Origin of the sequence: Brevibacterium iodinum ATCC 49514 (assembly GCF_900169265.1) — a bacterium.
Taxonomy (GTDB): Bacteria; Actinomycetota; Actinomycetes; order Actinomycetales; family Brevibacteriaceae; genus Brevibacterium; species Brevibacterium iodinum.
The window spans coordinates 108,951-134,197 of the sequence record NZ_FXYX01000005.1; the positions used below are offsets into that span (position 1 = coordinate 108,951).

22 protein-coding genes and 1 tRNA gene are annotated in these 25,247 nt (G+C 64.8%); 5 read left to right on the forward strand and 18 right to left on the reverse strand.

Annotated elements, in window-relative coordinates; translation table 11 throughout:
* Positions 1–65 precede the first annotated feature (65 nt).
* Genes BI49514_RS06020 through BI49514_RS06035 form a run of 4 tightly spaced genes read right to left on the reverse strand, consistent with a single transcriptional unit; the run spans position 66 to position 3,283 of the window.
* Positions 66–1,310 carry a S8 family peptidase gene (locus BI49514_RS06020; protein WP_244195050.1) on the reverse strand — a complete coding sequence of 415 codons (1,245 nt, stop codon included), beginning with the start codon at positions 1,308–1,310 and terminating at the stop codon, positions 66–68.
* Complete coding sequence (locus BI49514_RS06025) at positions 1,307–2,254, reverse strand: Ppx/GppA phosphatase family protein (RefSeq protein ID WP_101545154.1); 948 nt, start codon at positions 2,252–2,254, stop codon at positions 1,307–1,309. Before BI49514_RS06025 ends, BI49514_RS06020 begins: the two co-directional genes overlap by 4 nt.
* Positions 2,255–2,261: 7 nt before the next feature.
* Positions 2,262–2,789: a DUF501 domain-containing protein gene (locus BI49514_RS06030; RefSeq protein WP_101545155.1), complete on the reverse strand. Its 528-nt coding sequence runs from the start codon at positions 2,787–2,789 to the stop codon at positions 2,262–2,264.
* Positions 2,789–3,283, reverse strand: coding sequence for a septum formation initiator family protein (locus BI49514_RS06035; RefSeq protein ID WP_101545157.1), 495 nt, complete (start codon positions 3,281–3,283; stop codon positions 2,789–2,791). The genes BI49514_RS06030 and BI49514_RS06035 overlap by 1 nt, the downstream gene beginning before the upstream one ends.
* A gap of 489 nt (positions 3,284–3,772) precedes the next feature.
* On the opposite strand from BI49514_RS06035, the gene BI49514_RS06040 reads away from it, so the two are divergent.
* Positions 3,773–4,777 carry a DUF559 domain-containing protein gene (locus BI49514_RS06040; RefSeq protein WP_101545158.1) on the forward strand — a complete coding sequence of 335 codons (1,005 nt, stop codon included), beginning with the start codon at positions 3,773–3,775 and terminating at the stop codon, positions 4,775–4,777.
* 526 nt (positions 4,778–5,303) lie between these two features.
* Here the strand turns inward: BI49514_RS06040 and eno are convergent.
* The 5 genes from eno to mfd form a co-directional block, all read right to left on the reverse strand.
* On the reverse strand, positions 5,304–6,584 hold the full coding sequence (eno, locus tag BI49514_RS06045) for a phosphopyruvate hydratase (protein ID WP_101545160.1): 1,281 nt from the start codon (positions 6,582–6,584) through the stop codon (positions 5,304–5,306).
* A gap of 76 nt (positions 6,585–6,660) precedes the next feature.
* Positions 6,661–7,503 carry a tyrosine-protein phosphatase gene (locus tag BI49514_RS06050; RefSeq protein WP_101545161.1) on the reverse strand — a complete coding sequence of 281 codons (843 nt, stop codon included), beginning with the start codon at positions 7,501–7,503 and terminating at the stop codon, positions 6,661–6,663.
* On the reverse strand, positions 7,500–8,000 hold the full coding sequence (locus tag BI49514_RS06055; RefSeq protein WP_244195049.1) for a MazG nucleotide pyrophosphohydrolase domain-containing protein: 501 nt from the start codon (positions 7,998–8,000) through the stop codon (positions 7,500–7,502). The genes BI49514_RS06050 and BI49514_RS06055 overlap by 4 nt, the downstream gene beginning before the upstream one ends.
* Positions 8,001–8,063: 63 nt before the next feature.
* Positions 8,064–8,258, reverse strand: a complete 195-nt coding sequence (locus BI49514_RS06060; RefSeq protein WP_101545163.1) for a CsbD family protein — start codon at positions 8,256–8,258, stop codon at positions 8,064–8,066.
* Between the two features lie 120 nt (positions 8,259–8,378).
* On the reverse strand, positions 8,379–11,981 hold the full coding sequence (mfd, locus tag BI49514_RS06065; RefSeq protein ID WP_101545165.1) for a transcription-repair coupling factor: 3,603 nt from the start codon (positions 11,979–11,981) through the stop codon (positions 8,379–8,381).
* Between the two features lie 102 nt (positions 11,982–12,083).
* On the opposite strand from mfd, the gene BI49514_RS06070 reads away from it, so the two are divergent.
* Together BI49514_RS06070 and BI49514_RS06075 are read left to right on the forward strand one after the other, a co-directional pair.
* A complete protein-coding gene (locus BI49514_RS06070; protein ID WP_167443930.1) occupies positions 12,084–13,556 on the forward strand; it encodes an arylsulfotransferase family protein in 1,473 nt (490 codons plus the stop codon).
* 125 nt (positions 13,557–13,681) lie between these two features.
* The gene (locus tag BI49514_RS06075) at positions 13,682–14,398 is read left to right on the forward strand and encodes a rhomboid family intramembrane serine protease (RefSeq protein WP_101545169.1); all 717 of its coding nucleotides are present in this window, start codon (positions 13,682–13,684) and stop codon (positions 14,396–14,398) included.
* A gap of 41 nt (positions 14,399–14,439) precedes the next feature.
* On the opposite strand, the gene pth is transcribed toward BI49514_RS06075, so the two are convergent.
* The 6 genes from pth to BI49514_RS06105 all read right to left on the reverse strand — a co-directional run bounded on the left by pth (position 14,440) and on the right by BI49514_RS06105 (position 19,707).
* Entirely contained in the window at positions 14,440–15,039 is a 600-nt protein-coding gene (gene pth, locus BI49514_RS06080) for an aminoacyl-tRNA hydrolase (protein WP_101545171.1), read from the reverse strand.
* 190 nt (positions 15,040–15,229) lie between these two features.
* Positions 15,230–15,871 (reverse strand): 50S ribosomal protein L25/general stress protein Ctc, encoded by a 642-nt coding sequence (locus BI49514_RS06085; protein WP_101545173.1) that lies wholly within the window; start codon positions 15,869–15,871, stop codon positions 15,230–15,232.
* A 149-nt stretch (positions 15,872–16,020) separates the two neighbouring features.
* Complete coding sequence (locus BI49514_RS06090) at positions 16,021–17,037, reverse strand: alpha/beta hydrolase (protein ID WP_101545241.1); 1,017 nt, start codon at positions 17,035–17,037, stop codon at positions 16,021–16,023.
* 144 nt (positions 17,038–17,181) lie between these two features.
* Entirely contained in the window at positions 17,182–18,153 is a 972-nt protein-coding gene (locus tag BI49514_RS06095; RefSeq protein ID WP_025777652.1) for a ribose-phosphate diphosphokinase, read from the reverse strand.
* Positions 18,146–19,603, reverse strand: coding sequence for a bifunctional UDP-N-acetylglucosamine diphosphorylase/glucosamine-1-phosphate N-acetyltransferase GlmU (gene glmU / locus BI49514_RS06100; protein WP_101545175.1), 1,458 nt, complete (start codon positions 19,601–19,603; stop codon positions 18,146–18,148). Before glmU ends, BI49514_RS06095 begins: the two co-directional genes overlap by 8 nt.
* 32 nt (positions 19,604–19,635) lie before the next feature.
* A tRNA-Gln gene (locus BI49514_RS06105) sits at positions 19,636–19,707 on the reverse strand.
* Positions 19,708–19,771: 64 nt separating this feature from the next.
* On the opposite strand from BI49514_RS06105, the gene BI49514_RS06110 reads away from it, so the two are divergent.
* Entirely contained in the window at positions 19,772–20,164 is a 393-nt protein-coding gene (locus tag BI49514_RS06110) for a hypothetical protein (protein ID WP_101545176.1), read from the forward strand.
* A gap of 156 nt (positions 20,165–20,320) precedes the next feature.
* Positions 20,321–22,861, forward strand: coding sequence for a UvrD-helicase domain-containing protein (locus tag BI49514_RS06115; protein WP_101545178.1), 2,541 nt, complete (start codon positions 20,321–20,323; stop codon positions 22,859–22,861).
* Positions 22,862–23,005: 144 nt separating this feature from the next.
* On the opposite strand, the gene BI49514_RS06120 is transcribed toward BI49514_RS06115, so the two are convergent.
* From BI49514_RS06120 to purH, 3 genes are all read right to left on the reverse strand, one after another.
* A complete protein-coding gene (locus tag BI49514_RS06120) occupies positions 23,006–23,188 on the reverse strand; it encodes an Rv0909 family putative TA system antitoxin (RefSeq protein WP_101545180.1) in 183 nt (60 codons plus the stop codon).
* Between the two features lie 137 nt (positions 23,189–23,325).
* Positions 23,326–23,562, reverse strand: coding sequence for a DUF3017 domain-containing protein (locus BI49514_RS06125; RefSeq protein WP_244195048.1), 237 nt, complete (start codon positions 23,560–23,562; stop codon positions 23,326–23,328).
* Between the two features lie 106 nt (positions 23,563–23,668).
* Positions 23,669–25,213: a bifunctional phosphoribosylaminoimidazolecarboxamide formyltransferase/IMP cyclohydrolase gene (gene purH, locus BI49514_RS06130; protein ID WP_101545182.1), complete on the reverse strand. Its 1,545-nt coding sequence runs from the start codon at positions 25,211–25,213 to the stop codon at positions 23,669–23,671.
* Positions 25,214–25,247: the final 34 nt, after the last annotated feature.

Sequence of the window (25,247 nt, forward strand, 5' to 3'; positions counted from 1 at the left end):
CTTTCACTAATTGTTTGTCTCACGGACTCGAACGCCCCAGATCAGAGCAGTCTGTGCACCTGGTCTCAGCGACGACGGCGAGCGAAGGCGACGATCGAGATGATCATGAGGACCAAGGCGATGAGGGCTCCGGCACCGAGGACGGCGAAGCCGAGCATCGGCGTCGACTGCGTGGCGACGATATCGGTCGGGGCAAGAGCCTTCGGGCTCTCGGTCTCGTCCGAGGCGGCGGTTTCCGTCTCCTCCGCCTTCGCATCTCCACGGCGATGCATCTTCACCCAGTCTGCCAGCTCATCCTCGGCGGAGGACACGTTCTTGGGCACTTTCGCTTTGACTGCACCCGGCGGATCGACGCGACCCCAGCCGACGATCGGGTCGGGCTTGCCCTTCTTGCTCACGCCCTTATGACCGTCCACAGGTTCGGCGCTCGACTGCAACTTGGCCCGGACCTCATCGGCGCTGAGATCCGGGTTCTCCGAGCGGATGAGTGCGGCGACACCGGAGACGACCGGTGAGGCGAACGAGCATCCCTGCCCTTCGGCGTAGCCGCCGCTGTAGTACGGAATGGGAATGTCTTTGGCCGGCCCCATGAGATCCACGGCAGTACCGGGCGCGGTGGAGTCCTCGAGGACCTTGCCGTTCTTGTCCAGTCCGCCCACCCCGATGACGCCTGGCACCGTCGACGGCGACCACGCTTGGGTCGCTCCCTGGGAGGCGTTGCCGACGCAGGCGACGATGAGCACGTCCTTCTTGTAGGCGTAGGCGAAGGACTCGTCCCAGCTCTCCGGCCAGCCCGGATCGTCCCAGCCCAAGGACATATTGATGACCTTCGCCCCGGAGTCGACGGCCCAGCGGACGGCCTCATCGGCCTGTTCGCGAGTCGAACCGGATTCCTTCGGCCGGTCGGGGCCCAGCCACATCGACGCCGACAGGATCTCTGCGTCCGGGGCGACGCCGGTCGGCCCGGCACCGACTCCGCGGCCGGCGATGACTCCGGCCACGGCAGTCCCATGGTGGATCGTGGTCTTCCCACCGATCGGGGTCTTTCCGTCTTTGCCCAGGCCGCTGAAGTCCTTGGACTTCTTCACGACGCCTTTGAGGTCTTCGTGGTCGGTGTTGACGCCGGAGTCGATGACCGCGACCTTGACGCCCTTGCCGGTGGACTTCTTCCAGACCTTGTCGATTCCGTAGTCCTTGATGAACCACTGGCCGGGTCCGGCCTTCGGCGCGGCCATGACGGGTTGGGTGGTGCCGACGACGAGCCCGAGGACGACGGTCGTGACGGCGAGGAGACGGGCGGCGGCTCTCACGAGCTCGTCAGCGCGAGGTCGAGCGCGGTCCCGTCGAGGATGTCGGTTTCGGAGATCCGAATATCCAGCGATCCTCCGGCGGCTGTCACAGCTTGGTCGAAGCGAGCGACGATCCGGGCGAAGAGCAGCGATCCCGCGCCGATGACATCGACGCGTCCGGGGTGCATATACGGCAGGTCTGTGCGCTCTTGGCGGTCCATGGCCAAGAGCTTGCGGGATTCTTCTGCCACATCCGCGACGCTGATGTGCGCGCCGTGGATGCGCTCTCGCTGGTAGCTCTCGAGTCCGAGGATGCCTGCGGTGATGGTGGTGACGGTGCCGGCGACGCCGATGAACGTGCGCGGGGCTGAGAAGTCGACGATCTGCGCAGCCTGGTCGAGCTGGCCGTCGATGTCGGCAAGCGCTGCCTGGATCTGATCCTCGGAGGGAGTCTCGACCGGCATATGGCGTTCGGTCAGACGCACCGAGCCGATGTCCATGCTCAATGCCGCTTGGACATCCTCGCGGCCGAGGACGAGTTCGGTCGACCCGCCGCCGAGGTCCATGACGACATACGGCCCGTCAGCACCCGTGAGGTTCGCGGTGGCGCCGAGGAAGGACAGTCGGGCTTCTTCTTCACCGGCGATGACGTCGGGGACGACGCCGAGGATCGAGACGATCCCGGCGAAGAACTCATCACGGTTCTTCACGTCGCGGCTGGCGGAGGTCGCGACGAATCTCAGCTTCTCCGGCTGGTACTCGGCGGCCACCTCGGCGAATTCCTTCGCCACGACGAAGGTGCGCTCGAGCGCTTCCGGGGCGAACTCGCCGGTGGCGTCGACACCTTGGCCGAGGCGGACGATCCGGGTTTCGCGATGCAGGTCCGTCAGGGTGCCGTCGGCGGCGACATCAGCGATGAGCAGGCGCAGGGAGTTCGTCCCGCAGTCGAAGGCAGCAACACGCATAGCAGTCCTAATCGGTCGGTTCGGTAGCGGCAGCGGCCTCGGCCACCGGTGGCACATCGGTCATGAACGACAGAGCACGATCACCGATCGGATTGACCCCGGGCCCGGCGGACAGGGAATGGCCGACGAGGGCGTGGAGGCATTTGATCCGGTTCGGCATTCCGCCGGCGGAATAGTCCTTGATCTCTTCGACCTCCGCCAGGCCGGCTGTGGCGCCGATCTCCGAACGGACGTCGAGATAGGCCCGGTGTGCGCCAGCGTAGGCGGTGGCGAGCTCTTCGTCGTCCCCGATCTCCGCGGTCCATTCGGCCATGATTCCCGATGCTTCCAGGCGTGAGCATTCGGCCACATAGGCGGGGTGGGTGAGGTAGAAGGTCGTCGGGAACGGTGTGCCGTCCTCGAGGCGCGGAGCGGTGGCGACGACGAGTGGTTCACCGGATGAGCTGCGGGCGGCGATGCCGACGACGCCTCGGGGAATGCGTCCGAGTTGGTCTTGGAGGACAGCGAAATCCGCCTCGGTGCACTCTGTGATCATCAGCTCTTCTCCACGGTGTTGCCGGTCTCCTGAATGGACTCCAGCAACTCAAGGTACCAGGCCTGCTTGCGAACCGGCCGTTCGGGCTCGGATTCCTCGTCTACGGCCTCCTGATTCGTGACGATGACCGCGTTCTTGCCCTTTTCCACGTAGTACTGGTCTTCGCGGGCCTTGCGCTTGATGTAGGCGGGGTCCCTGAGGTTCTCGTTCTTCTCTTCGAGGCTCTTGACCTCGGCTTTCGTCGTCTCGATCTCGTTATTCAATGCCGCAATCTGCTGGGCTTGCTTGAGCGCGGAGTTCAGGGGCGAGAGGAATGCGAGGAGGACGGCTGCGACGACGAGGAGGAAGATGCCCGTGCGCACCGACATGCGGCGGCCACGCGCGTCGGCGTCCATGCCGGCATCGGCTTCGATGACCGGTTTCGGGCGTCGACGAGGGGTGGCTTTGCCAGGAGCCGATTTCGGGGCACTTCGTCTGGGCTTGCTCGGGACCATGCTTCTTTCCTCTGCGACTGGGGATCAGGGAAGAGTGTCGCAACATCTCCAAGTGTGCCGTGTCCGCATTCCCCGCGCGAGGATTTCGGGCTCGTGGCGTGTTCGATTCTCACGTATCTTCCATCACGTCTCACGTCCGGCCCGCTATTCCCCTGCGAGCAACTCCCACCTCAGCCAGTGCCCGCCCCAGGAGCCATCTCGGTCTCGCCGCCTGCAGGCATCTCTCGCCTCCGCCGCTTCCCCCTCCCTGCAGTCCGAGCCCCTGCAATCACGACGGTACCCCTCACCCTCGGCGGCAAACCACCTCGCTCCTGCGGTGCGTAATGCGCCTCCGGGTGACGGATGCCCGCAGATTGCCACCGGCGATCACCTGGACTGCGACCAGTCATCTCGCGAGAGCTCCGCCCGATCAACGCCCCATCCACAGAGTTATCCACAGAAGTGCAACCATTTGTTGTCATCTGAAGTGGTTTATTGCATTTTATATGCATGTATAAACTATTGAGCACCGATGACATCCTTCGGCTCGGATTCAACCATGGCGACATCGTGCGCGCCCGCAGATGTTGCCTGCGTCGGCTGTCCCGGGGCACATACCTGGTCCGACGCGTCTGCGAACTGGACTTCCATCGCCCGCTGTGGGCGAGTATCGACCAGCAGATCCACCAAGTATTCGTCGACCACGGTGACATCCGCGACGAAGTCAATATTCTCAACGCTTCTCTTGCCGCCCATTTCAGCCACCGTGCCGATCAGAGAACTGATGAGTCCAAGTCCGATCCACCGGAGGAGATCTACTCCCACATCTCCGATGCGCTCATTCACGGCCTGCCTGTCGCCTACCCTGTCACTCATCAGATCGAGGTTGTCAGGCCCGGTGTCAACCGCCGGTTCAAAAGCATTCAGGTCCGCGGCAGTCAGATTCCGAAAGCACATCGCGCCACAATCGCAGGCGCCGAGGTGACCACGCTCGAACGCACACTCATCGACGTCGCCCGCAGCTACAACCTCGATGTCTCCGTGCCGATGTTCGATGATGCGCTGCACCGCGAGCTGACAACCAGAGAGATCCTCACGACGCTCGACCGATGCCTGGAGAAGCGCAACTCCGCGAAAGTGCGATTGGCCATCGATCTGTCTGATTATCGTCGCGAATCCCCTGCCGAGGCGGTCGCTGCGGTGCGATTCTACGAACACGGGATCACGGGGCTCGAACCCCAAGTCACATTTCACGCCGAATCATTGAGGCGCGATATCCGCGTCGACTTCTGTCACCGCCGGGCTCGTCTCATCATCGAGATCGACGGCATCGGCAAACTCTATCTCGGTTCAGGTGTCCCCCGCCACGAGCTCGAACAGGAGCGCCGCCGCGAGCAGTGGCTTCGCGACCAAGGTTGGCAGGTGATTCGGATCAGTTGGAAGGAGCTGTTCGAGGAGGCGAAATTCTATGACATCCTCTGCGCCATCCGCCGTACGCAGAACGCCACCGCCTGATTCCCGTCGCGGGCATCTGTGCCGCAGGTGCATCGCGGACCGCAACGCACCGCCGCACCTGGCGGCACATCGCTGCATAGGGCGAGGGATCCCGCACCGCGGCTGTCATTCACCCCTATTTCGTCGAGCGCACCGTCTCCCATGGTGCGATTGGCAGAGTTTCATCCCGCACCGTTGCCGGCAACTCCTACAGGTGCTCGGCCGCCCCTCACCCGCAGCGACTCGTCAGAGTGGTGCACCGGTGCAAATTGCGAGAAACGCGAGACTCAGCCGCCAATGGGCGGATATGAGACCACCGGTGACGGACGGTGGCTCGGAGAGCCGGGCCCTGCAGCGGAGAATCGTCGCGATGAGGAGACTGCGCAGTGAGAAGTGCAGCCCCGAAAGGACGAAGACCCGAAGGCGGGAAGACTCGAAGCGAGAATCCCCGGATGAGGGAGGGCCGAAGCGGGAAACACCGAGGCGGGGCCGGGGGGTCGTTGCGGTCGTCCGGCCCCGCCTCGGGGAGTTCAGAGCCCGGATGGCCTCAGGCTTCGAAGCGCGGGAAGGCGCTGCGGCCCGCGTAGCGTGCGGCATCTCCGAGCTGCTCTTCGATGCGCAGCAGCTGGTTGTACTTCGCCACGCGCTCCGATCGTGCCGGGGCGCCGGCCTTGATCTGACCGGCGTTGGTCGCCACGGCCAGGTCGGCGATGGTCGTGTCCTCGGTTTCGCCGGAACGGTGCGAGATCATCGTGGTGTAGCCGTTCGTCTGCGCCAGCGACACAGCGTCGAGGGTCTCGGTCAGGGTGCCGATCTGGTTGACCTTGACCAGCAGCGAGTTCGCCGTGGCGTTGTCGATACCGCGCTGCAGACGCTCGGGGTTGGTCACGAACAGGTCGTCGCCGACGAGCTGCACCTTCGAGCCGATCGCCTCGGTCAGAGTCGCCCAGCCGTCCCAGTCGTTCTCATCGAGGGGGTCCTCGATCGACACGAGCGGGTACTTCGCCAGCAGCTCTTCGTAGTAGGTGGCCATCTCCTCGGCGGTCTTCTTGCTGCCTTCGAACTCGTAGGCTCCGTCGGTGTAGAACTCTGAGGACGCCACGTCGAGGGCGACTGCGATATCGCGTCCGGGACGGTGCCCGGCGATGTCGATGGCCTCGATGATGAGGTCGAGCGCCGCGGCGTTCGAGTCGAGGTTCGGAGCGAATCCGCCCTCATCGCCGAGTCCGGTCGAGAGTCCGCGTTCCTTGAGCACGCCCTTGAGCGCGTGGTAGACCTCGACGCTCCACTGGAGCGCTTCGTGGAAGCTGGCGGCGCCGATCGGGGCGATCATGAATTCCTGGATGTCGACGTTCGAGTCGGCATGGGATCCGCCGTTGAGGATGTTCATCATCGGCACAGGCATGACGTGCGCATTCGGTCCGCCGAGGTAGCGGTAGAGGGGCAGATCGGCCGAGACCGCTGCCGCGCGGGCCACGGCCAGCGAGGTGCCGAGCATCGCGTTCGCGCCGATGCGGGACTTGTTGTCGGTGCCGTCGAGTTCGATGAGCGCCTGGTCGACGAGACGCTGATCGTCGCTTTCGAGCCCGACGATGACTTCGTGGATTTCGTCGACGACAGCGTCGACAGCCTGGGTGACGCCCTTGCCCAAGTAGCGCTCGGGATCTCCGTCGCGCAGCTCCACGGCTTCGAATTCTCCGGTGGAGGCACCGGAGGGAACGCCGGCGCGACCGACGGACTCATCGGCCAACAGCACTTCCACCTCGACGGTGGGATTTCCCCGGGAATCCAGGATTTCACGGGCGTTTGCGGCAACGATCTCGGCCACTGAGTACTCCTTAGCGTTTGGTTTCACATGGGGAACATGTGCCTGCAGGACAGCTTAATGCACCGCGCGTCCAGGCTCACCCTCGGTCCGAGCCACTGTTGGACTCGGACTCGAGCAGGCATTGCCGCAGTCGCTCGGGCGTCGCCGGGTCCATCCCGTGCGCGAGCAGGTAGGCTTCCACTCCCCCTGGCTGTCCCCCATCCTTCGCCGAGGCGGTCCCGTGCTCGGACTCGATCCGATCGAGGACCTCGTGCATGAGGTCGGGAGGAGCAGCGGTGGCGGTCGCGGCGAGGTTGCCGGAGATCCCGGCGTCGGAGAAGTTCCTGGTGATCGCCTCGAGGAAGCCCCCGGACAGGTGTGTGGAGGTGATCGCATATTCGTCGACGATCTCCTGTCGGCCCACGCCGAGGAGGTCGAGCAGGAACGCTCCGATCACACCGGTGCGGTCCTTCCCGGCAGAGCAGTGGAACACCACGCCCTCGCTGCAGTGTTCGGCGATCAGGTCGACTGCGGCGGCCAGCCGGTGACCGAAGTGGACGATCATGAGGTCGTAGATGCGGCCGAGGCTCCGGTCGCTGAGATCCATTCCTGTCGCCTCGGCGGCGGCTTTCATCTCTTCCCTGCTCAATGGTCGGCTGGGGAAGAAGTGGTCGTCGAAGACGGGCAGCTCGATATGTCGGATGTCGAGGCCGTCGAGCGCATCGGGCAGCTTCGCCCTCTCGCCGATATCGCGCAGATCGATGACCGTGCCGATGCCGAGTTCGCCGATATCGGCGCGCGCCCGATCGCTCAGCTGTGCCAGACCGTCGGCGCGGAACACCTTCCCGGTTCGCACTCTGTTCTCCCCCGCCTCGGTGGCGGGTCCGCCGAGGTCACGGAAGTTGAACGTGCCTTCGATCTCGAGCCTCTCCAGACTCATCGAGTTCTGTCCTCTCCCGCCGCTGCGGCCTTCTCTTCGGCTTTGATCCGGCGGTATTCGCGTTCGACGTCTTCCAACGATGCCATCTCGTCCGTGGGATCGTCGGTGAAGGCCAGGGGGTGACGACGGATGAGTTTGGCCTCGAGACCATCGATGATGGTGCCGAGGCTGTGGCCGTAGGCTTCCCCGCTGCTTTCATCGAGCAGGGCGGAGTGGAAGAGCACTTGGTAGAACACGTCGCCGAGTTCTTCGACGACGGCGGCCCGATTCTCAGCGGTGGGTTCCGCGTTGAAATCCTCGAGGGCGACGATGAGTTCGTCGGTCTCTTCCCTTGCGTATTTCTCGAGGCTCTGATGATCCTGTCGGCTCGACCAGGGGCAGCGTCGCCGCAGAGTCGCCATGGCTTCGATCACCGGTTGCAGTTCCGGTTCGGCCTGGCCCGCTCCCGGTCCGACCGCACTCTGGTGGACCGGGCTCTGCTCGTCACGTTCACCCACGAAATATCCTCCTGTCGGCACGAAAGGCCCCCACCACAGCAGCGGTGAGGGCCGATTCGTCTGTCACTTCGAGAATTTGTCCTTGACCGATGCGCCGAGGTCTTTGACCGACTCGCCGACATCCTTGGCCTTGGCCTTGAGCTGGTCGGTGGCGCCTTCGACCTTGAGCTCGTCGTCACCGGTCACATCGCCGATGGTCTCCTTGGCCCGACCGCCGAGGTCCTCGGCCTTATTCTCGAACTTGTCGTCAACACCCATGGTGATTCTCCTTCGCAGACGGCTGAGTGAAATGCACTTGCTGCGGATGCCCCCGCGCTTCGCACTCTACGCCACAGTCTCGGCTCGTGGGCCGGTCGGCGAAGAACATTCGGAGAGTTCTCACCCGTTCTTCGCGACATCGGCGTCCTTGACCTCGGTGGCTCCGGACGCGACAACAGGCAGGATGTCGTCGAGGAACTGATGTGCCCACCGCAGGATGTCCGAATCGGTCATCTCCTTGGAGTCGAATCCGGCGCCCGCCATCGGTTTCGGGACGAGGACCGAGCGCAGTGCCGGTTTGAGCAGAGACTTCGGATACAGACGCTTGAGCCTGACCACCTGGGAGTCGGAGAGTTCGACGGGTCCGAAGCGGATGAAGTTGCCCTGCATGACGATGTCGTTGACCCCGGAGGCGCGGGCGCGGATGCGCAGCCTGGCGACATCGGCGAGAACACCGACGGGTTCCGGATAAGGGCCGTAGCGGTCGGTGAGTTCGTCGAGGACTTCCTGCAGCTGTGCTTCGTCGGTCGCCGCGGCCAGCTTTCGGTAAGCCTCGAGGCGCAGTCGTTCGTGGTCGACGTAGTCAGCCGGCAGGTGGGCATCGACGGGCAGTTCGATGCGCATGTCAGCCTCGGGTTCGGTCTCCTCGCCGCGAAACTTCGCCACGGCTTCACCGACGAGTCGGACGTAGAGGTCGAAGCCGACGCCTTCGATATGGCCGGACTGCTGACCGCCGAGCAGATTGCCGGCCCCGCGGATCTCGAGGTCTTTCATCGCCACCTGCATTCCGGCACCCAGTTCGGTGTGCGCGGCCAGGGTCGTCAGACGGTCGTGTGCGGTCTCGGTCAGCTGAGTGTCCGGCGGGTAGAGGAAGTAGGCGTAGGCGCGTTCGCGTCCACGTCCCACGCGTCCGCGCAGCTGATGCAGCTGGGAGAGCCCGTATTTGTCGGCGTTGTCGATGATCAGCGTGTTCGCATTGGCGATGTCGATTCCTGTTTCGACGATCGTCGTGCACACGAGCACGTCGTACTTCTTCTCCCAGAAGTCGACGATGACCTGTTCGAGTCGGGTCTCGTTCATCTTGCCGTGGGCGATGGCGATTCGCGCCTCGGGCACCATTTCGGCGATGTGTCCGGCGACGGCTTCGATATCGCGGACCCTGTTGTGGATGTAGAAGACCTGGCCTTCGCGCATGAGCTCGCGTCGGATCGCGGCCTTGATCTGCTTGTCTTCGCGTTTGCCGACATAGGTCAGCACCGGGTGCCGCTCTTCCGGAGGTGTGGCCAGGGTCGACATCTCACGGATGCCGGTCACCGCCATCTCCAGGGTGCGCGGGATCGGGGTCGCCGACATGGCGAGGACGTCGACATTCGTCCGCAGCGCCTTGAGCGTCTCCTTGTGTTCGACGCCGAAGCGCTGTTCCTCGTCGATGATGACGAGTCCGAGTTCTTTGAACCGCACCTCGCCGCTGAGCAGTCGGTGGGTGCCGATGACGAGGTCGAGCTTGCCGGCGGCCAGATCCTCCTTGACCTTCTCCGATTCCTGCTTGGTCTGGAACCGGGAGAGGGCGCCGATGGTGACGGGGAATCCCGAGTAGCGTTCGGCGAAGGTCTCATAGTGCTGTTGGACGAGCAGAGTGGTCGGCACCAGCACGGCGACCTGTTTGCCGTCCTGGATCGCCTTGAATGCGGCACGGACCGCGATCTCCGTCTTCCCGTAGCCCACATCGCCGCAGATCAGACGGTCCATCGGCACGGTCTTCTCCATGTCCGACTTGACCTCGTCGATGGTGGTCAGCTGATCGGCCGTCTCTACATAGTGGAAGGCGTCTTCGAGTTCGCGCTGCCAGGGGGTGTCCGGGCCGTAGGCGTGGCCGACGGTGGCCTGGCGGGCCGAATACAGTCGGATGAGTTCCCCGGCGATCTCCTTGACGGCCTTGCGGGCCTTCGCCTTCGTCGTCTGCCAGTCGGCGCCGCCCATCTTGTTGAGGTTCGGGCTCTCCCCGCCGACATAGCGGGTGACCTGGTCGAGAGCATCGCTGGGAACGTAGAGGCGGTCACCGGGCTGTCCGCGTTTGGCAGGCGCGTATTCGATGATGAGGTATTCGCGAGTGTGCTTGTTCGCACCTCGCCCTGTGGTCCGCTGCGTCATTTCGACGAATCGTCCGACGCCGTGCTGGTCGTGGACGACGTAGTCGCCGGGGGCCAGGTTGAGCGGGTCGACCTGGTTGCGTCGACGGCGGGTGGGCAGCTTGCGCATATCCCGCGTCGAGGTGGCCGCCGCCCGACCGAGCACATCCGCCTCGGTGAGCACGGCGAGTTTGAGATCGTCGAAGACGAAGCCGCCGAAGGACGCGGCCGTCGTCACGGTCACCAGGGCTTCGGGCAGATCGGTCGGGTCGTCGACGAACGAGGCTGGAACTCCGGCTTCGGAGAACACCTCGACCATGCGTCGGCCCGGGCCCTGGCCTTCGGTGAGCACGAGGATGCGCCACTTGTCGTGGATGAGTCCCTTGACGTCGGCGAGGATCGCCTCGACGTCTCCGGCATAGCCCTTCGGAATGCGGGCAGGGACTGAGAAGATGTTCTCCTCGGGACCGGCGAGCTCCTCGTCGGTGGCGAATCCGCCGATCTCCCACCAGGCCAGGCCGATGAGGCGAGCGCCTTCGGCCATCTCGGCCACGGTGCGGAAGCTGGCGGCCGAGAGATCGATCGGGGTCTCTCCCCCGCCGGCCGCTCCGGTCCAGGCGGCCTCGAGGAATTCGTTCGTCGTCTCCACAAGGTCCGCGGCGCGGGCGTCGACGCGTTCGGGTTCGGTGATGATGATCTTCGATCCGGCCGGCAGCAGAGCGATCATCGGCTCCATTCCGTCGGCGAGGACGGCGGAGAGCGATTCCATCCCTTCGACGGCGACTCCGCCGGCGATCTTGTCGAGCATATCGGCGGCGCTGGGCACATCCTCGGCGAGTTCTGCGGCCCGCTTCCGCACCGAATCGGTCAGGAGCAGCTCCCGGCACGGCGGTGCCGACAGTCGCAGGGGTTCGTCACCGTCGTCGGCGGGGATGGAGCGTTGGTCGCTGACGGAGAATTCGCGGATCTCGTCGACCTCATCTCCGAAGAACTCCACGCGCAGCGCTCGCTCCGAGGTGGCCGGGAAGATATCGACGATTCCGCCGCGCACAGCGAATTCGCCGCGTCTGGAGACCATGTCGACTCGGGAGTATGCGAGTTCGGTGAGGCGCTCGGCGAGGTCATCGATCTCGTATTCGTCGCCGACGGCGAGCTCGACCGGTTCGATGTCGCCGAGCCCCTTGGCCAGGGGCTGGAGGAAGGCGCGCACGGGCGCGATGATGAAGGTCAGCTCCCGGCCGGGAGTGGGGTGGGCGAGGCGGCGCAGGACCTCGAGGCGCTGGCCGACGGTGTCCGATCGCGGCGACAGCTTCTCGTGCGGCAGGGTCTCCCAGCTGGGGAAGATCGCGATCGACTCCGATGGCACCCAATCGGCCAGTGCCTGAGCGAGGTCCTCGGCCTCACGCGTCGTGGCGGTGACGATGAGCTGCGGCGCCGAGGCGGCCCCATCGGTGGTGACGGTTCGGCGCAGGATCGACGGCCACAGTCCCTTGATCGCATCGATCGTGCCGCCGACGGTGTTCGCGTCGTTGAAGGCCGCGACGAGTTCGGTGATGGTGGGATTCCGGCGAGTGAGATCAAGTCCGTTGAGCACCCGAACAGTCTAGGCCACACAGCTGACACGACCCATTCGTGCCCTGTTCGCATCGGCCGAGGGGCGCAGGATAGGAAAACATGTGAGGATGAGCATATGGCCATGAAGAGAACAGTCCTTGCAGGATTGGCCGCAGCGGCGCTCCTGCTCACAGGGTGCACGGCCGATGCCGATGACGACATCGCCGTCGCCGAACGGTGGGACTTCCATTCCCGCCCCGAACTCGCCCCGCCGAAGGTCGATATCGACTCCGGGTCCTTCCCCGACGACAACGGAGACCTGCAGACGTTCCTCGCACCGAAGGGACAGACGGCAGCCGACGACAAGTCCTGGGTCGGCGGCCTCATCCTCGACGCCGCCGGTGACCCGGTGTGGATCCGCGATGATGGCGAGCAGATGTGGGACCTGCGCGTCCAGGAGTACCAGGGACAGCCGGTGCTCACGTGGTGGGAGGGTCTGGCCGAAACGCCGCACACCGCCGGTGAGGTCGTCGTCCTCGATGATTCGTATCAGGAGATCGCCCGTGTCGGCATGGGCGGAGAGCTGCCCAAGGACACCTCCGACCTCCACGAGACGACCATCACCGGCGATGACACCATGTTCCTCATCTCCTATGTGAAGACGCAGACGGATCTGACTTCCGTCGGCGGGGACGAGGACGGCTGGGCCTGGGAGGGAATCGTCCAGGAGGTCGATATCGACACCGGCGATCCGCTGTTCGAATGGCGCTCCCTCGATGCAGTCCCCGTCGACCAGACCGAGACGGAGCTCAAGGACGGTGAGGGCACGAAGGACGAGCCCTTCGACTACATCCACCTCAACTCCGTGGCCGAGGACGACGACGGCAAGGCCCTCCTCGTCTCGGCACGCAACACCCATGCGGTCTACCAGCTCGACCGGAAGAGCGCCGACCTCAACTGGGTCCTGGGCGGCAAGGCCTCGGACTTCGAGATGGGCGACGGCGCACAGTTCGCTTGGCAGCACGATGCCCAACGCCGATCCGATGGAACGCTGACCCTGTTCGACAACCACGCCGCACCCCGCCTCGGTGACACCCGTGGTCTGCGCCTCGACGTCGATGAGAAGAAGAAGCGCGCCGAAGTGGTCACGGAGTATCCCGCCCCCGACGACCGTTCGTCGGGCAGTCAGGGGAACTTCCAGGAGCTGCCCAACGGCAATGTCGTCCTCGGCTGGGGTTCGGAGCCCTATGTCTCGGAATTCTCCAAGGACGGAAAGCTGCTGGCCGACCTCACCTTCACCGGCGGATCGAACTACCGGGCCTACCGTTTCGACTGGCATGCCCAGCCGACCGCTCCGCCGACCGCGACGAAGTCTCAGCCGCAGGCGGACATCACCCGCGTGCATATGAGTTGGAACGGCGCCACCGAGGTGGCTTCGTGGAGGGTGCTCAGCGGAGACGACGAGGAACATCTGGTCGAGAACTCCGAGGTCGAGCGCACCGGCTTCGAGACGGCGGCGGACATCACCCCGAACGGTTCGACGATCGTCGTGGAAGCTCTCGACGCGGACGGCGAGTCGCTCGGATCGACCACAGCCGCCCCGCAGAACAGATAGGTCGGGACAGGTCGCGTCCGGCCGAGAAGATTTCGAGGCGATAACGGGCCTAACGGAACGATCACGATTGCTCGCAGGGCCCGGATGTTCGGGGTTCTCCAATCTTCATCACCCACAATTGGAACATGACCGACCACTCCCCCCGTTTCTCCGCCGAGGAATCCCGCCTCCTCTTCGGCCCTGACTCCGCCGACTCCGGATCTCCCCGCTCCGGCCGTTCCGCGAATCCGCCTGTCGCACACCTGAACACCACCGTCGACCGGCCGCATCTGCTCTCCCGGTTCGCTCCGGTGCTGATTCTGCTCGCGGTCATGTGGGTCGTCGAGATCGTCGATGCGATCCTCCCCGCCGACCTCGACTTCTTCAGTCTGCAGTCGTGGAATCCGCTCTCGCTCTACGGCCTGGTGACCTCGCCTCTGCTGCACTCGGGATTCGGTCATCTCCTGGCCAATACCTTCCCGTTCCTCGTCCTCGGCGTCGTCATCGCGTTCGAAGGCAAGCGGCGCTTCTGGACCGTCACGGGCATCACTGCGCTGAGCTCCGGGCTCGGCGCGTGGCTGACGACTCTGCCCGGCCAGCACATCGTCGGTGCCTCCGGCATCGTCTTCGGATTCTTCGGCTACCTCGCCCTGCGCACCTGGTTCACCGATGACCTTCTGCGCAAGATCATCTACTTCGCCATCGGCCTGTTCATCTTCGTCACCTACGGTGCATCGATGATCTTCGGCATGCTCCCGCAGACCAACGACATCTCCTGGCAAGGTCACCTGTTCGGATTCGCCGGCGGCATCTTCGCCGCATGGTGGCTGCACCGTCGCCCGGAGAAGCAGAAGACGGCCTGACGCTTTTCAGCGCCTGACGCCTGTCAGCGTCCGAGACCCGATCAGCGCGAGTGGAACTTCTGCTGCATGTCGGTGAGTCCGTTGACGATGAGTTCTTCGACGCCGTCGGCGAGGTCGGAGACGAACATCGGCAGGGTCGTGCGTTCGTCCTTCATGAATGGGCGCAGCACGTAGTCGGCGGTGTCCTGTCGTCCCGGCGGGCGTCCGACTCCCGCTCGGACCCGCAGATAGTCCTTCGTGCCCAGCACTGAGGTCATCGAGCGCAGGCCGTTGTGCCCGCCCTCTCCCCCGCCGAGTTTGGCCTTGATGACGTCGAAGTCGAGATCCACATCGTCGTGGACGGCGATGATCCGGTCGGTGTCGATTCCATAGAAGTCGGCCAGTGCGCGTACCGGTCCGCCGGATTCGTTCATATATCCCGTCGAGGTGGCCAGGACCACGCGCGGGCCGGGCAGTCCCGGAACGCTGCCGGTCGACAGCCGCCCGGTTCCGACGTTCGCGCGCAGCTTCGTCCGCGTCAGCGTGGTTCCGATGCGGGAGGCGAGTTCGGCGATGACCATCTGTCCGATGTTGTGCCGGGTCGTTTCGTACTTGGGTCCGGGGTTGCCCAGCCCGAAGACCAACCATGCTTCGTTCGACATTGCCGTCGTTGTCCGTCCTGTCCATGCCCGCGAACCGGGCGGTGATGCTTCTGCTCGCCGGTGGGCGAGACACGTGCCGGGGTTCTCCGCTGTGAAACGAATTCGGTGGGCCGCCCACAACAGGCGACCCACCGAACAGCGTAGTCAGTCAGTGCTCCTCACTGCACCTCAGTGCAGTGAGGAGAGAAGATCACTCCTCTTCGGAAGCCTCTTCTGCACCGGACTCCTCAGCAGACTCTTCCTCGGTCGACTCTTCGGTGTCTTCCTCGGCGTCGGACTCGGTGTCCATCGCGATCTCTTCGGAGACGTTGACGATGAGCTGCTCTTCGTCGGCGATGAGCTCGACGCCTGCAGGCAGTTCGACCTGACCGGCCAGGACGTGCTCGCCGGCGGGACGGCCTTCGATGGAGACCTCGATGAGCTCGGGCAGCTTGGTCGCATCAGCCTTGACGGCGATGGTCGACTCTTCCTGCGAGACCATGGTGCCGGGGGCGGCTTCTCCGACGACGTTGATCGGCACATCGACCTCGATCTTCTCGCCGCGCTTGACGATGATGAGGTCGAGGTGCTCGATATCACGACGGACGGGCTCGATCTGGACGTCACGCGCAATGGCGAGGACGTTCTTCGATCCGTCGGTGCTTTCGATCTCGAGCAGTGCGTTGGCGTGCTTGAGAGCCAACATGGTGGCGTGGCCTTCGAGCGACACGTGCACGGGTTCTCCGCCGTGACCGTAGATGACAGCGGGGATGCGTCCCGCGCGGCGGATGCGGCGCGCTGCGCCCTTGCCGAACTCGTTGCGAGCTTCGGCCAGAAGTTTGAAGTCAGCCATTTTCTCTCCTTCGTGGTGAACTTACCTTCGAGCACCACGGCGAAACAGCCTGAGTACCCACGCGAACCTCGAACCCAGTGGGCTCACGTTCGTGGGACAGGACCGCGTCGATCACGGAGACATCAGTCTCCCTCGCCGAGGCAACCCGACTATTCTACGGCACCGTCCGTTTCGGCACCAATCCGAGAGGTCACGGCCGCGGCACATGCGTCGATTCCGGTCTCGGTGAGGAGGATGTCGTAGTGGTTCGTCCCCGGCACATCGACGATGTCCATCTGCGGCCACTGCCGAGCGAAGTCCTCGGTCAGCTCCGGCGGGTACAGACCCGGTTCGGCGGCGACGAGGTCGCGTTCGGCGAAGAGGAAGACCACCTCGGACTGGGAGTCGTCGCTGCCCACCAACGTCTCCAGGGCCTCACGATAGTCGGAGCCGGTGTACATGTCCGCCGAATCGGCCTGCATCGCCTCGACCGAGGTCGAGGGCTGGAACGAGTGATCGTCCTTGGCCGCCAGATCGTAGACGAAGCTCTCGGTCGCCACGGTGTCGAGGCCGTCGACGAAGGCGGGGTGAGCGGCGAAGAACGCCAAGTACTCCTCGACGCTGCCGAAGGTCATCGACAGCCGCTCGGCGGCCGGGCCGAGGACGGCGGCGATGAGGTCATCGGTGTCGAGGTCCTCGTCGTGAAGGTCATCGACGGGACCGTCTCCATGGGACTGCCCCACGGGCAGGGGAAGTCCCCCGTCGATGAGGATGGGGCCGCGGAATCGCCTGGCCGCCTCGGCGCCGGTATCGATGTTCTGCTCAGCCGCCGTGCCTGCCAGGGTCATGGCGACGAACCCGCCCATGGAATGCCCGACCAGAGTGACCGGGCCCTCCGGGGCGAAGGCGTCGAGAACGGCGGTGACATCCTGTGCGTGGGCGGCCATCCCGAACGGACCGGGCAGGGTGCGGGAGTCGGCGCGTCCGCGCAGGTCGGGGCCGATGATGCGGACCCCGGGGAGGGCGGAGACGAGGCCGGCGAAGAACAGGTGATTGGAGGTGATGCCGTGGATGACGCACACGGTGGGCACGCGTCCGGGGCCGCTGGCCACCGGCTCCCACACTCCCACGGACAGCTGCCCTCCGGGGACGTCCACGCAGTACCGGTTGTAATCGTGTGAGGACATCGTCCCTGATCCCTTCGCCGAAGTCTTGCCTCCAGTGTAGGACCTCACGGCAGTCCAGACGATGCGAACCCCGAGCCGCATCGACTCGGGGTTCGCATCAGATCCGGCGCGATTGCGCGGATCACGGGGTCTCAGCTTTCGGGATCAGACCTCGAAAAGGCTCGTGACCGATCCGTCTTCGAAGACTTCGTGCACGGCACGGGCGATCAGCGGGGCGATCGAGAGCACGGTGAGCTTGTCGAAGATCTTGTCCTCGCTAAGCGGCAGAGTGTTCGTGACGATCACCTCTTCGGCCACGGAGTTCGACAGGCGTTCGACGGCCGGGCCGGAGAACACGGCGTGGGTGGACACGACGATGACGCCCTTGGCGCCGGCGGCCATGCAGGCATCGGCGGCCTGGACGATGGTGCCGCCGGTGTCGATCATGTCGTCGACGAGCACGCAGGTGCGGCCCTCGACCTCACCGACGACGCGGTTGGCCTTGGTCTCGTTCGGTCGGGTGATGTCGCGGGTCTTGTGGATGAAGGCCAGCGGCACTCCGCCCAGCGAATTCGACCAGTTCTCCGCGACCTTGATGCGGCCGGCGTCGGGCGAGACCACGGCGAGGTCGCCGGGGTACTTGTCCTTGACGTAGCCGGCGAGGATCGGCATCGCGATGAGATGGTCGACGGGACCGTCGAAGTAGCCCTGGATCTGCGCGGTGTGCAGGTCCACGGTGATGATGCGGTCAGCACCGGCGGTCTTGTACAGATCGGCGACGAGGCGAGCGGAGATGGGCTCGCGTCCGCGGTGCTTCTTGTCCTGCCTGGCGTACGGGAAGAACGGTGCGATGACGGTGATGCGCTTGGCCGATGCACGCTTGAGTGCGTCGACCATGATCAGCTGCTCCATCAGCCATTCGTTGATGGGAGCGCAGTGGGACTGGAGGACGAAGACGTCGCTGCCGCGAACTGACTCGGAGTAGCGGACGTAGATCTCGCCGTTCGCGAAGTTGTAGATGTCGGTGGGGAGGAGTTCGGTCCCCAGATTCTCCGCGACTTGCTCGGCGAGTTCGGGATTTGCCCGACCGCTCACCAGGACGAGCTTCTTATCGCCCGCCGTCGTTATCTCATTCACTGATCCGTTCCCCTTCGGATGCGTTTTCGGCCGCCTGCGCTGCAGGCGTGCCCGGACGGTTTGTCTGAACCCAGCCCTCCAGGTTGCGCTGTGGGGCCACCGAGATGGCCAGCGCTCCTGCAGGGACATCCTTGCGCACCGTCGTGCTTGCACCCGAATAGGCGCCGTCGCCCACGGTGACAGGGGCGACATACATATTGTCCGAGCCCATGCGTGCATGCTTGCCGATGACGGTGCGGTGCTTGTTGACGCCGTCGTAGTTGACGAACACCGAGGCGGCTCCGATGTTCGAGCCCTCCCCGATCTCCGCATCGCCGACGTAGGAGAGGTGGGGCACCTTCGCACCCTTGCCGATATCGGCGTTCTTCGTCTCCACGAAGGTGCCGATCTTTCCGGACTCACCGAGCTTGGTGCCCGGACGCAGGTAGGCGAACGGTCCGACGTTGGCGCCCGGGCCGACGACGGCGAGTTCACCGTGGGTGCGCACGACCTTGGCGTTCTCCCCCACCTCGGTGTCCTTGAGTGTGGTGTCGGGGCCGACGACGGCACCGGCGCCGAGGTCGGTGGCGCCCAGAAGCTGGGTGCCGGGCAGGATCGTCGCATCGGCGGCGATGGACACGTCGACGTCGATCCACGTGGTGTCGGGGTCGATGATGGAGACACCGGCACGCATGAACTTCTCGCACTGGCGGCGGTTGAGCTCCTTGCCCAGGTTCGCCAGCTGGACGCGGTCGTTCGCCCCTTCGACCTGCCACAGATCGTCGGTGGCGGTGGCGGCGACGGACAGACCGGCTTCGCGGGAGAAGCCGATGACGTCGGTGAGGTACTTCTCACCCTGGGCGTTGTCGGTCGTCAGCGATGCCAGACCTTCCTTGAGCGCCGCGGCGTCGAAGGCGTAGATGCCGGAGTTGATCTCACGGATGGCCCGTTCGGTCTCGCCGGCGTCCTTCTGCTCGACGATGCGCAGCAGGGATCCGTTCGCGTCGCGGACGATGCGTCCGTATCCGGTCGGGTCGTCCACCTCGGCGGACAGGACGGTCACGGCGTTGGCGTTGGATTCGTGGATCTCGACGAGGCCGTTGATGGTCTCCGTCGTCAGCAGCGGCACATCGCCGTAGGTGACGACGACGGTTCCGCTGAGGTCCTCGGGCAGCTGGGTGAGCGCACATTCGGTGGCGCGGCCGGTGCCCGGAACCTCATCCTGATCGGCGATGAGCAGGGCTCTCTGGGAGGACACGGGAAGGGAGTCGAGGTGGGCGACGAGCTGATCGCGCTCATGGCGGACGACGACGATGAGGTGCTCGGGAGAGGTTCCGGCCGCCGCGGCGACGGAGTGATGGAGCAGGGAGCGTCCGCCGATGGGATGCATCACCTTGGGAAGAGCCGACTTCATTCGAGTGCCTTGGCCCGCTGCCAGAACGATGACGGCGGTCGGATGAGTCTGCGACATAGTTGAATCCTTCGCATGTCGGGTTGGGCCAGCTCCGCCCATAGGATTCGAACCTATACTGCACGGCTCCAAAGGCCGGCGTGCTGCCATTACACCAGGGCGGAACAGCGTGCACCAGTAGAGGGGCCCGCGCTCACGAGACACCATCATGCCACTACGATTAACTGTATGGAAATTCTACGCGAGATTCTTCTGACCCTGCATCTGCTGGGTATGGCCATCATCGTCGGCGGCTATTTCACCGTCATCCGCTCCCCCAAAGTGATGCCGGGAATGCTGCACGGCGCTTATCTGCAGCTGGTCACCGGCCTGCTGCTCATGGGGCTGGCCGAAATGGGCGATGGCGATGTCAACCATATGAAGATCGGCATCAAGCTGGTCGTGGCGATCCTCGTCACTGTCTTCGCCTTCATCGGCAACAAGAAGCAGAAGGCCTTCGCCGCTTCTGCCCCGGCTGAGGGCGGTGCAGGCGTGAAGGTGGCGAACCCGTCGGCGACCATGGCCCATCTGGTGGTGGCCTTCGCGGTCATCAACGTCATCGTGGCCGTCTTCATCCACTAGCCTTCCCCAATTACTACCTGACGGCGGCCCAGCAACCTCGCGCGAGGTTGCTGAGCCGCCGTCAGGTGGTTCTGAGGGATGTGGAACGGCCGGTGAGCGGCCGGCGGAGGGACCGATCGTGTCGTGTCCGAGCCTGACGGTATCGTTGGGGGCGACATGACTGCTGCAGCTGAACACACCGACCATGCCGCCGGCGCCGACTCCCGAGCGGCCGAACTCCTCACCGGGCTCAACCCCAGGCAACGCGAGGCCGTGATCCACACGGGATCCCCGTTGCTCATCGTCGCCGGGGCCGGATCGGGCAAGACGACGGTGCTCACCCGACGCATCGCCTATGCCCTGGCCACCGGTCGCGCCCACCCCGGCGAAGTCCTGGCGATCACGTTCACGAACAAGGCCGCGAAGGAGATGGCCGAGCGCGTGTCCTCGATCGTCGGTCCCGCCTCCCGCGCCATGTGGGTCTCGACCTTCCACTCCTCGTGCGTGCGCATCCTCCGTCGCGAGGCGAAGGTGCTGGGCATGAAGTCGAACTTCACGATCTACGACGCCCAGGACGCTCAGCGACTCGTCGCCCAGATCCTCAAGGAGCTCGGGCTCGACACGAAGAAGTACGCCCCGCGCGCCGTCCTGCACCGGATCTCCAACCTCAAGAACGAGCTGCAGACCTCCGATGACTTCGTCCCGCGTCCCAACAACCCCGCCGATGAGGTGCTCGCCGACGTCTTCAAGCGCTACACCTCCCGTTTGCGGCTGGCCAATGCCTTCGACTTCGACGACCTCATCGCAGAGACCGTCCACCTCTTCGGCGCATTCCCCGAGGTGGCCGATTCCTACCGTCGCCGGTTCCGCCATATCCTCGTCGACGAGTACCAGGACACGAACCCTGCCCAGTACGCCCTGATCAAGGCCCTGGCCGGTGATGGCGCGGGTGGTCCGACGGGTGCCGAACTCACCGTCGTCGGCGACGCCGACCAGTCCATCTATGCATTCCGCGGCGCCACGGTGCGCAATATCGTCGAATTCGAGAAGGACTTCCCGAACGCGGACACCATTCTGCTGGAGCAGAACTACCGTTCGACGCAGAACATCCTCGACGCGGCCAATGCCGTGATCGCGAACAACGACGACCGCCGTGAGAAGAAGCTGTGGACCTCGGAGGGCTCCGGCGAGCAGATCGTCGGCTGGGTGGCCGAGAACGAACAGGGCGAAGCTCGGTTCATCGTCGACCGCATCGATGACCTCATCGACGAGGAGAAGTACACCTACGGTGATTTCGCGGTCTTCTACCGCACCAACGCGCAGTCACGAGCCATCGAAGACGCGCTGGTCCGCTCCGGAATCCCGTACAAGGTCGTCGGCGGCACCCGCTTCTACGAGCGCAAGGAGATCAAGGACGCCCTCGCCTACCTGCGCGTGGTCGCCAACCCCGATGACGACGTCAATCTGCGCCGCATCCTCAATGTGCCCAAACGCTCCATCGGCGACCGCACCGAGGGCATCATCGCCGACTTCGCCGACCGGGAGAACATCAGCTTCTACACCGCGCTGGGCCGCCTCGACGAGATCCCGCACCTGAGTTCGCGCGCACTGACCTCGGTGCAGAAGTTCTACGACCTCATGCAGGACCTGCGCTCCACCGCCGAGTCCTCCCCGCTCTCCCGCGTCATCGAAGCGATCCTCGAACAGTCCGGATACCTCGAATCGCTGCAGAAGAGCACCGACCCGCAGGACGAATCCCGCGTCGACAACCTCGCCGAGCTCGTCGCCGTGGCGGAGGATTTCGTCGCCACCCGCGAGGCCGCCGCGGTCGCTGAGCCGGACACGCCGAACAGCACCGACACCGACACCGTCACCGAGGCGACCGCCGCCGCAGCTGCGACCGAGGCGCAGACCGATTCCGCCGCCGAGGCAGCCGATCCCGACGTCGATGATGCCGGTTCCGCTGACGCCTCCACCGCTCCGGGAGTCGGCCCCGCGGCCATCGACCAGTTCCTCGAACAGGTGGCTCTGGCTTCGGATACCGATCAGATTCCCGATGCCGAACTCGGTCAGGTCACGCTGATGACTCTGCACACCGCCAAGGGACTGGAATTCCCCGTGGTCTTCCTCACCGGACTCGAAGACGGCGGATTCCCGCACTCTCGATCCTTCGAGAATCCGCAGGAGCTGTCAGAAGAGCGGCGCCTGGCCTATGTCGGGCTCACTCGTGCTCGGCAGCGGCTGCTCGTCACTCGCGCCGAGACTCGCAGCATGTGGGGTCAGCCTCAGTACAATCCGCCGAGCCGATTCCTGTCCGAGATCCCGGAGAACCTCATCAGCTGGGAGAACACGGGCAGCTTCTCCGGCGGATTCTCGGGTGGGTTCGGTTCCGGAGGTTTCGGCTCCGGCGGCTATTCCTCCGGGTACTCGAGCGGCTCTCGCGGCTTCGGGTCATCCCGGTTGTCCGGCAGCGGATCCCGCTCCCGCTCGAGTGCGAGCTCCTCGACGCCGGTCGCCGGATTCCCCAACCGGATCCGTCCCAACCGTGAGGTCATCTCCGTCGAGGTCGGTGAGAAGGTCTCACACGAGTCATTCGGACTCGGCACCGTCACCGAGGTCAACGGCGCCGGCGACAAGACCGTGGCCGTCGTCGATTTCGGTTCGGCCGGATCGAAGCGGCTGCTGCTGCGCTACGCCCCGATCGAAAAGCTCGGCTGATTCCTCACCTGCGGTGGGTACGCGGCTGGACCGTGGACCCACCGCTCTGTGCCGCTCACCCGTCCCGGAGCACAAGAAAGCGCCGAGGAGAACTCAGGTTCTCCTCGGCGCTCATCCATGCCGGACGCGGCTATGGATTGAAGATCATTCGTTGCCGAACTTGCCGTCGGCACCTTCGCGACCCTGATTGATCTGGTCTTCGAATTTTCCACCGGTGGCGTTGTTGGCGGCGTCAGCAGCCTTGTCCAGGCCCTGGTCGCTGATCTCTTCACCCTTATCGCTATTCATGGCGTCCTTGGCTTTGTTTGTCAGATCGTCCAGTCCCATGCTGTCTCCTTTCATCGGAAAAGGTTCGAATCGAACCTCTTGACGCCATTCACCTTGCCACTGTTCCCGGCGTGACGACACCGGTGGCTCTCATTTCTCAGGCAATGCACATTTAGTGTTTTCCTGAGGTCAACCTGTCAGCGGGTCAGGGGCACGAGGAACGCCAGCCCGACCAGCAGACCGGCGAACAGCAGACACGTCGTGATGTCGACGGTCTTCGATCGGTTCACCCAGACTTCCGTCCACGGCGGCGGCATCGCACGGAATCCGGCGAGACCGGCGGGGACGACCGCCAGGACGACAGCACCGAGGCGGAAGTCGATGACGGAGCACGCCGCGGCGGCGGCGACGCCCAGAAGACAGCCGAGCAGCACCCAATCACGCCTGGTGGGGTGCGCGTATCGCCGTTTCCAGTAGATCCATCGCTTCGCGATCGGGCCTCTCCCCCGCCGTGCATGGCGGGGGTGAGGGCGCTTCATCTCAGTGGAAGAAATGGCGGCTCCCGGTCAGGTACATCGTGATGCCTGCCGCCTCCGCGGCCGCGATGACCTCATCGTCTCGGATCGATCCGCCCGGCTGCACCACTGCGGTGACCCCGGCGTCGATGAGGATCTGCAGACCGTCGGGGAACGGGAAGAAGGCGTCCGAGGAGGCGACCGCACCGGCGGCGCGTTCGGCTCCGGCACGTTCGACGGCGAGTTTGGCCGAGTCGACGCGGTTGACCTGGCCCATGCCCACGCCCACCGAGGCGCCGCCCTTGGCGAGCAGGATCGCGTTGGACTTCACAGCCCGTCCGGCCTTCCACGCGAAGTCGAGGTCGGCAAGGACTTCGGGGGAAGCTGCCGGACCGGCGGCCAGGGTCCAGTTCTCAGGCGAGTCCCCTTCGGCCTGGAACGCGTCGCGGTCCTGGACGAGGAACCCACCGCTGATCGGCTTGATCTCGGCGGCGGGCACATCGATGTCACCGAGTTCGAGCAGTCGCAGGTTCTTCTTCGTCGTGAGGATCTCAAGGGCCTCGGCGCTGAATGACGGAGCGGCCAGGCACTCGGTGAAGATCGGCTTGATCGAGGCGGCCAGCTCGGCATCGGCCTCACGGTTCGTGGCGATGACACCGCCGTAGGCCGACAGCGGATCGCATTCGTGGGCGGCCCTGTGCGCCGCGGCCGCGGTCTCACCGACGGCGATTCCGCAGGGGTTCGCATGCTTGATGATGGCCACGGCCGGCTGCTCGAAGTCGAAGGCTGCACGGATCGCGGCGTCGGTGTCCGTGTAGTTGTTGTACGACATCGCCTTGCCGTTCAGCAGCTTCGCACCGGCGATCCCCGCGGTTCCGTCGGAGTACACGGCGGCAGCCTGGTGCGGGTTCTCTCCGTAGCGCAGGTCGGTGATCTTCTCGCCGGTGAGTCCGGCGAAGGCGGCTTTCTCCTCGGTGGCGAGTTCTCCGGCGAACCAGGAGGCGACCGCCGAGTCGTAGGCCGCGGTGTGGGCGAAGGCGCGGGCGGCGAAGGAGCGACGAGCGTCGATGTCGAAGCCGTCTCCGGCGGCTGCGTCGAGCACCGCGGAGTAGTCGGCCGGATCGGTCACGACGGTGACGGTGGGGTGGTTCTTCGCCGCTGCACGCACCATCGAGGGTCCGCCGATGTCGATCTGTTCGATGCAGTCATCGAAGCCGGCTCCGCTGGCGACGGTGTCGGCGAACGGGTAGAGGTTGACGACGACGAGGTCAAAGGGTTCGATCTCGAGCTCGGACAGCTGCTCGAGGTGCTCGGGCTTGCGGGAGTCGGCGAGGATGCCCGCGTGGACGCGCGGATGGAGTGTCTTGACTCGGCCTTCGAGGCATTCGGGGAACCCGGTGAGCTCTTCGACCTTCGTCACCACGGCTCCCGCCTCGGCGATCTTGGCTGCCGTGGATCCGGTCGACACGATCTGGACTCCGGCCGCGTGGAGGCCGCGAGCCAGCTCCTCCAGCCCGGTCTTGTCGTAGACGCTGATCAGCGCTCTCTTGATCGCGCGGGTTCCTGTCACAGATCCTCCTCGAGGTTCGGTTGCCGGTCGGTTC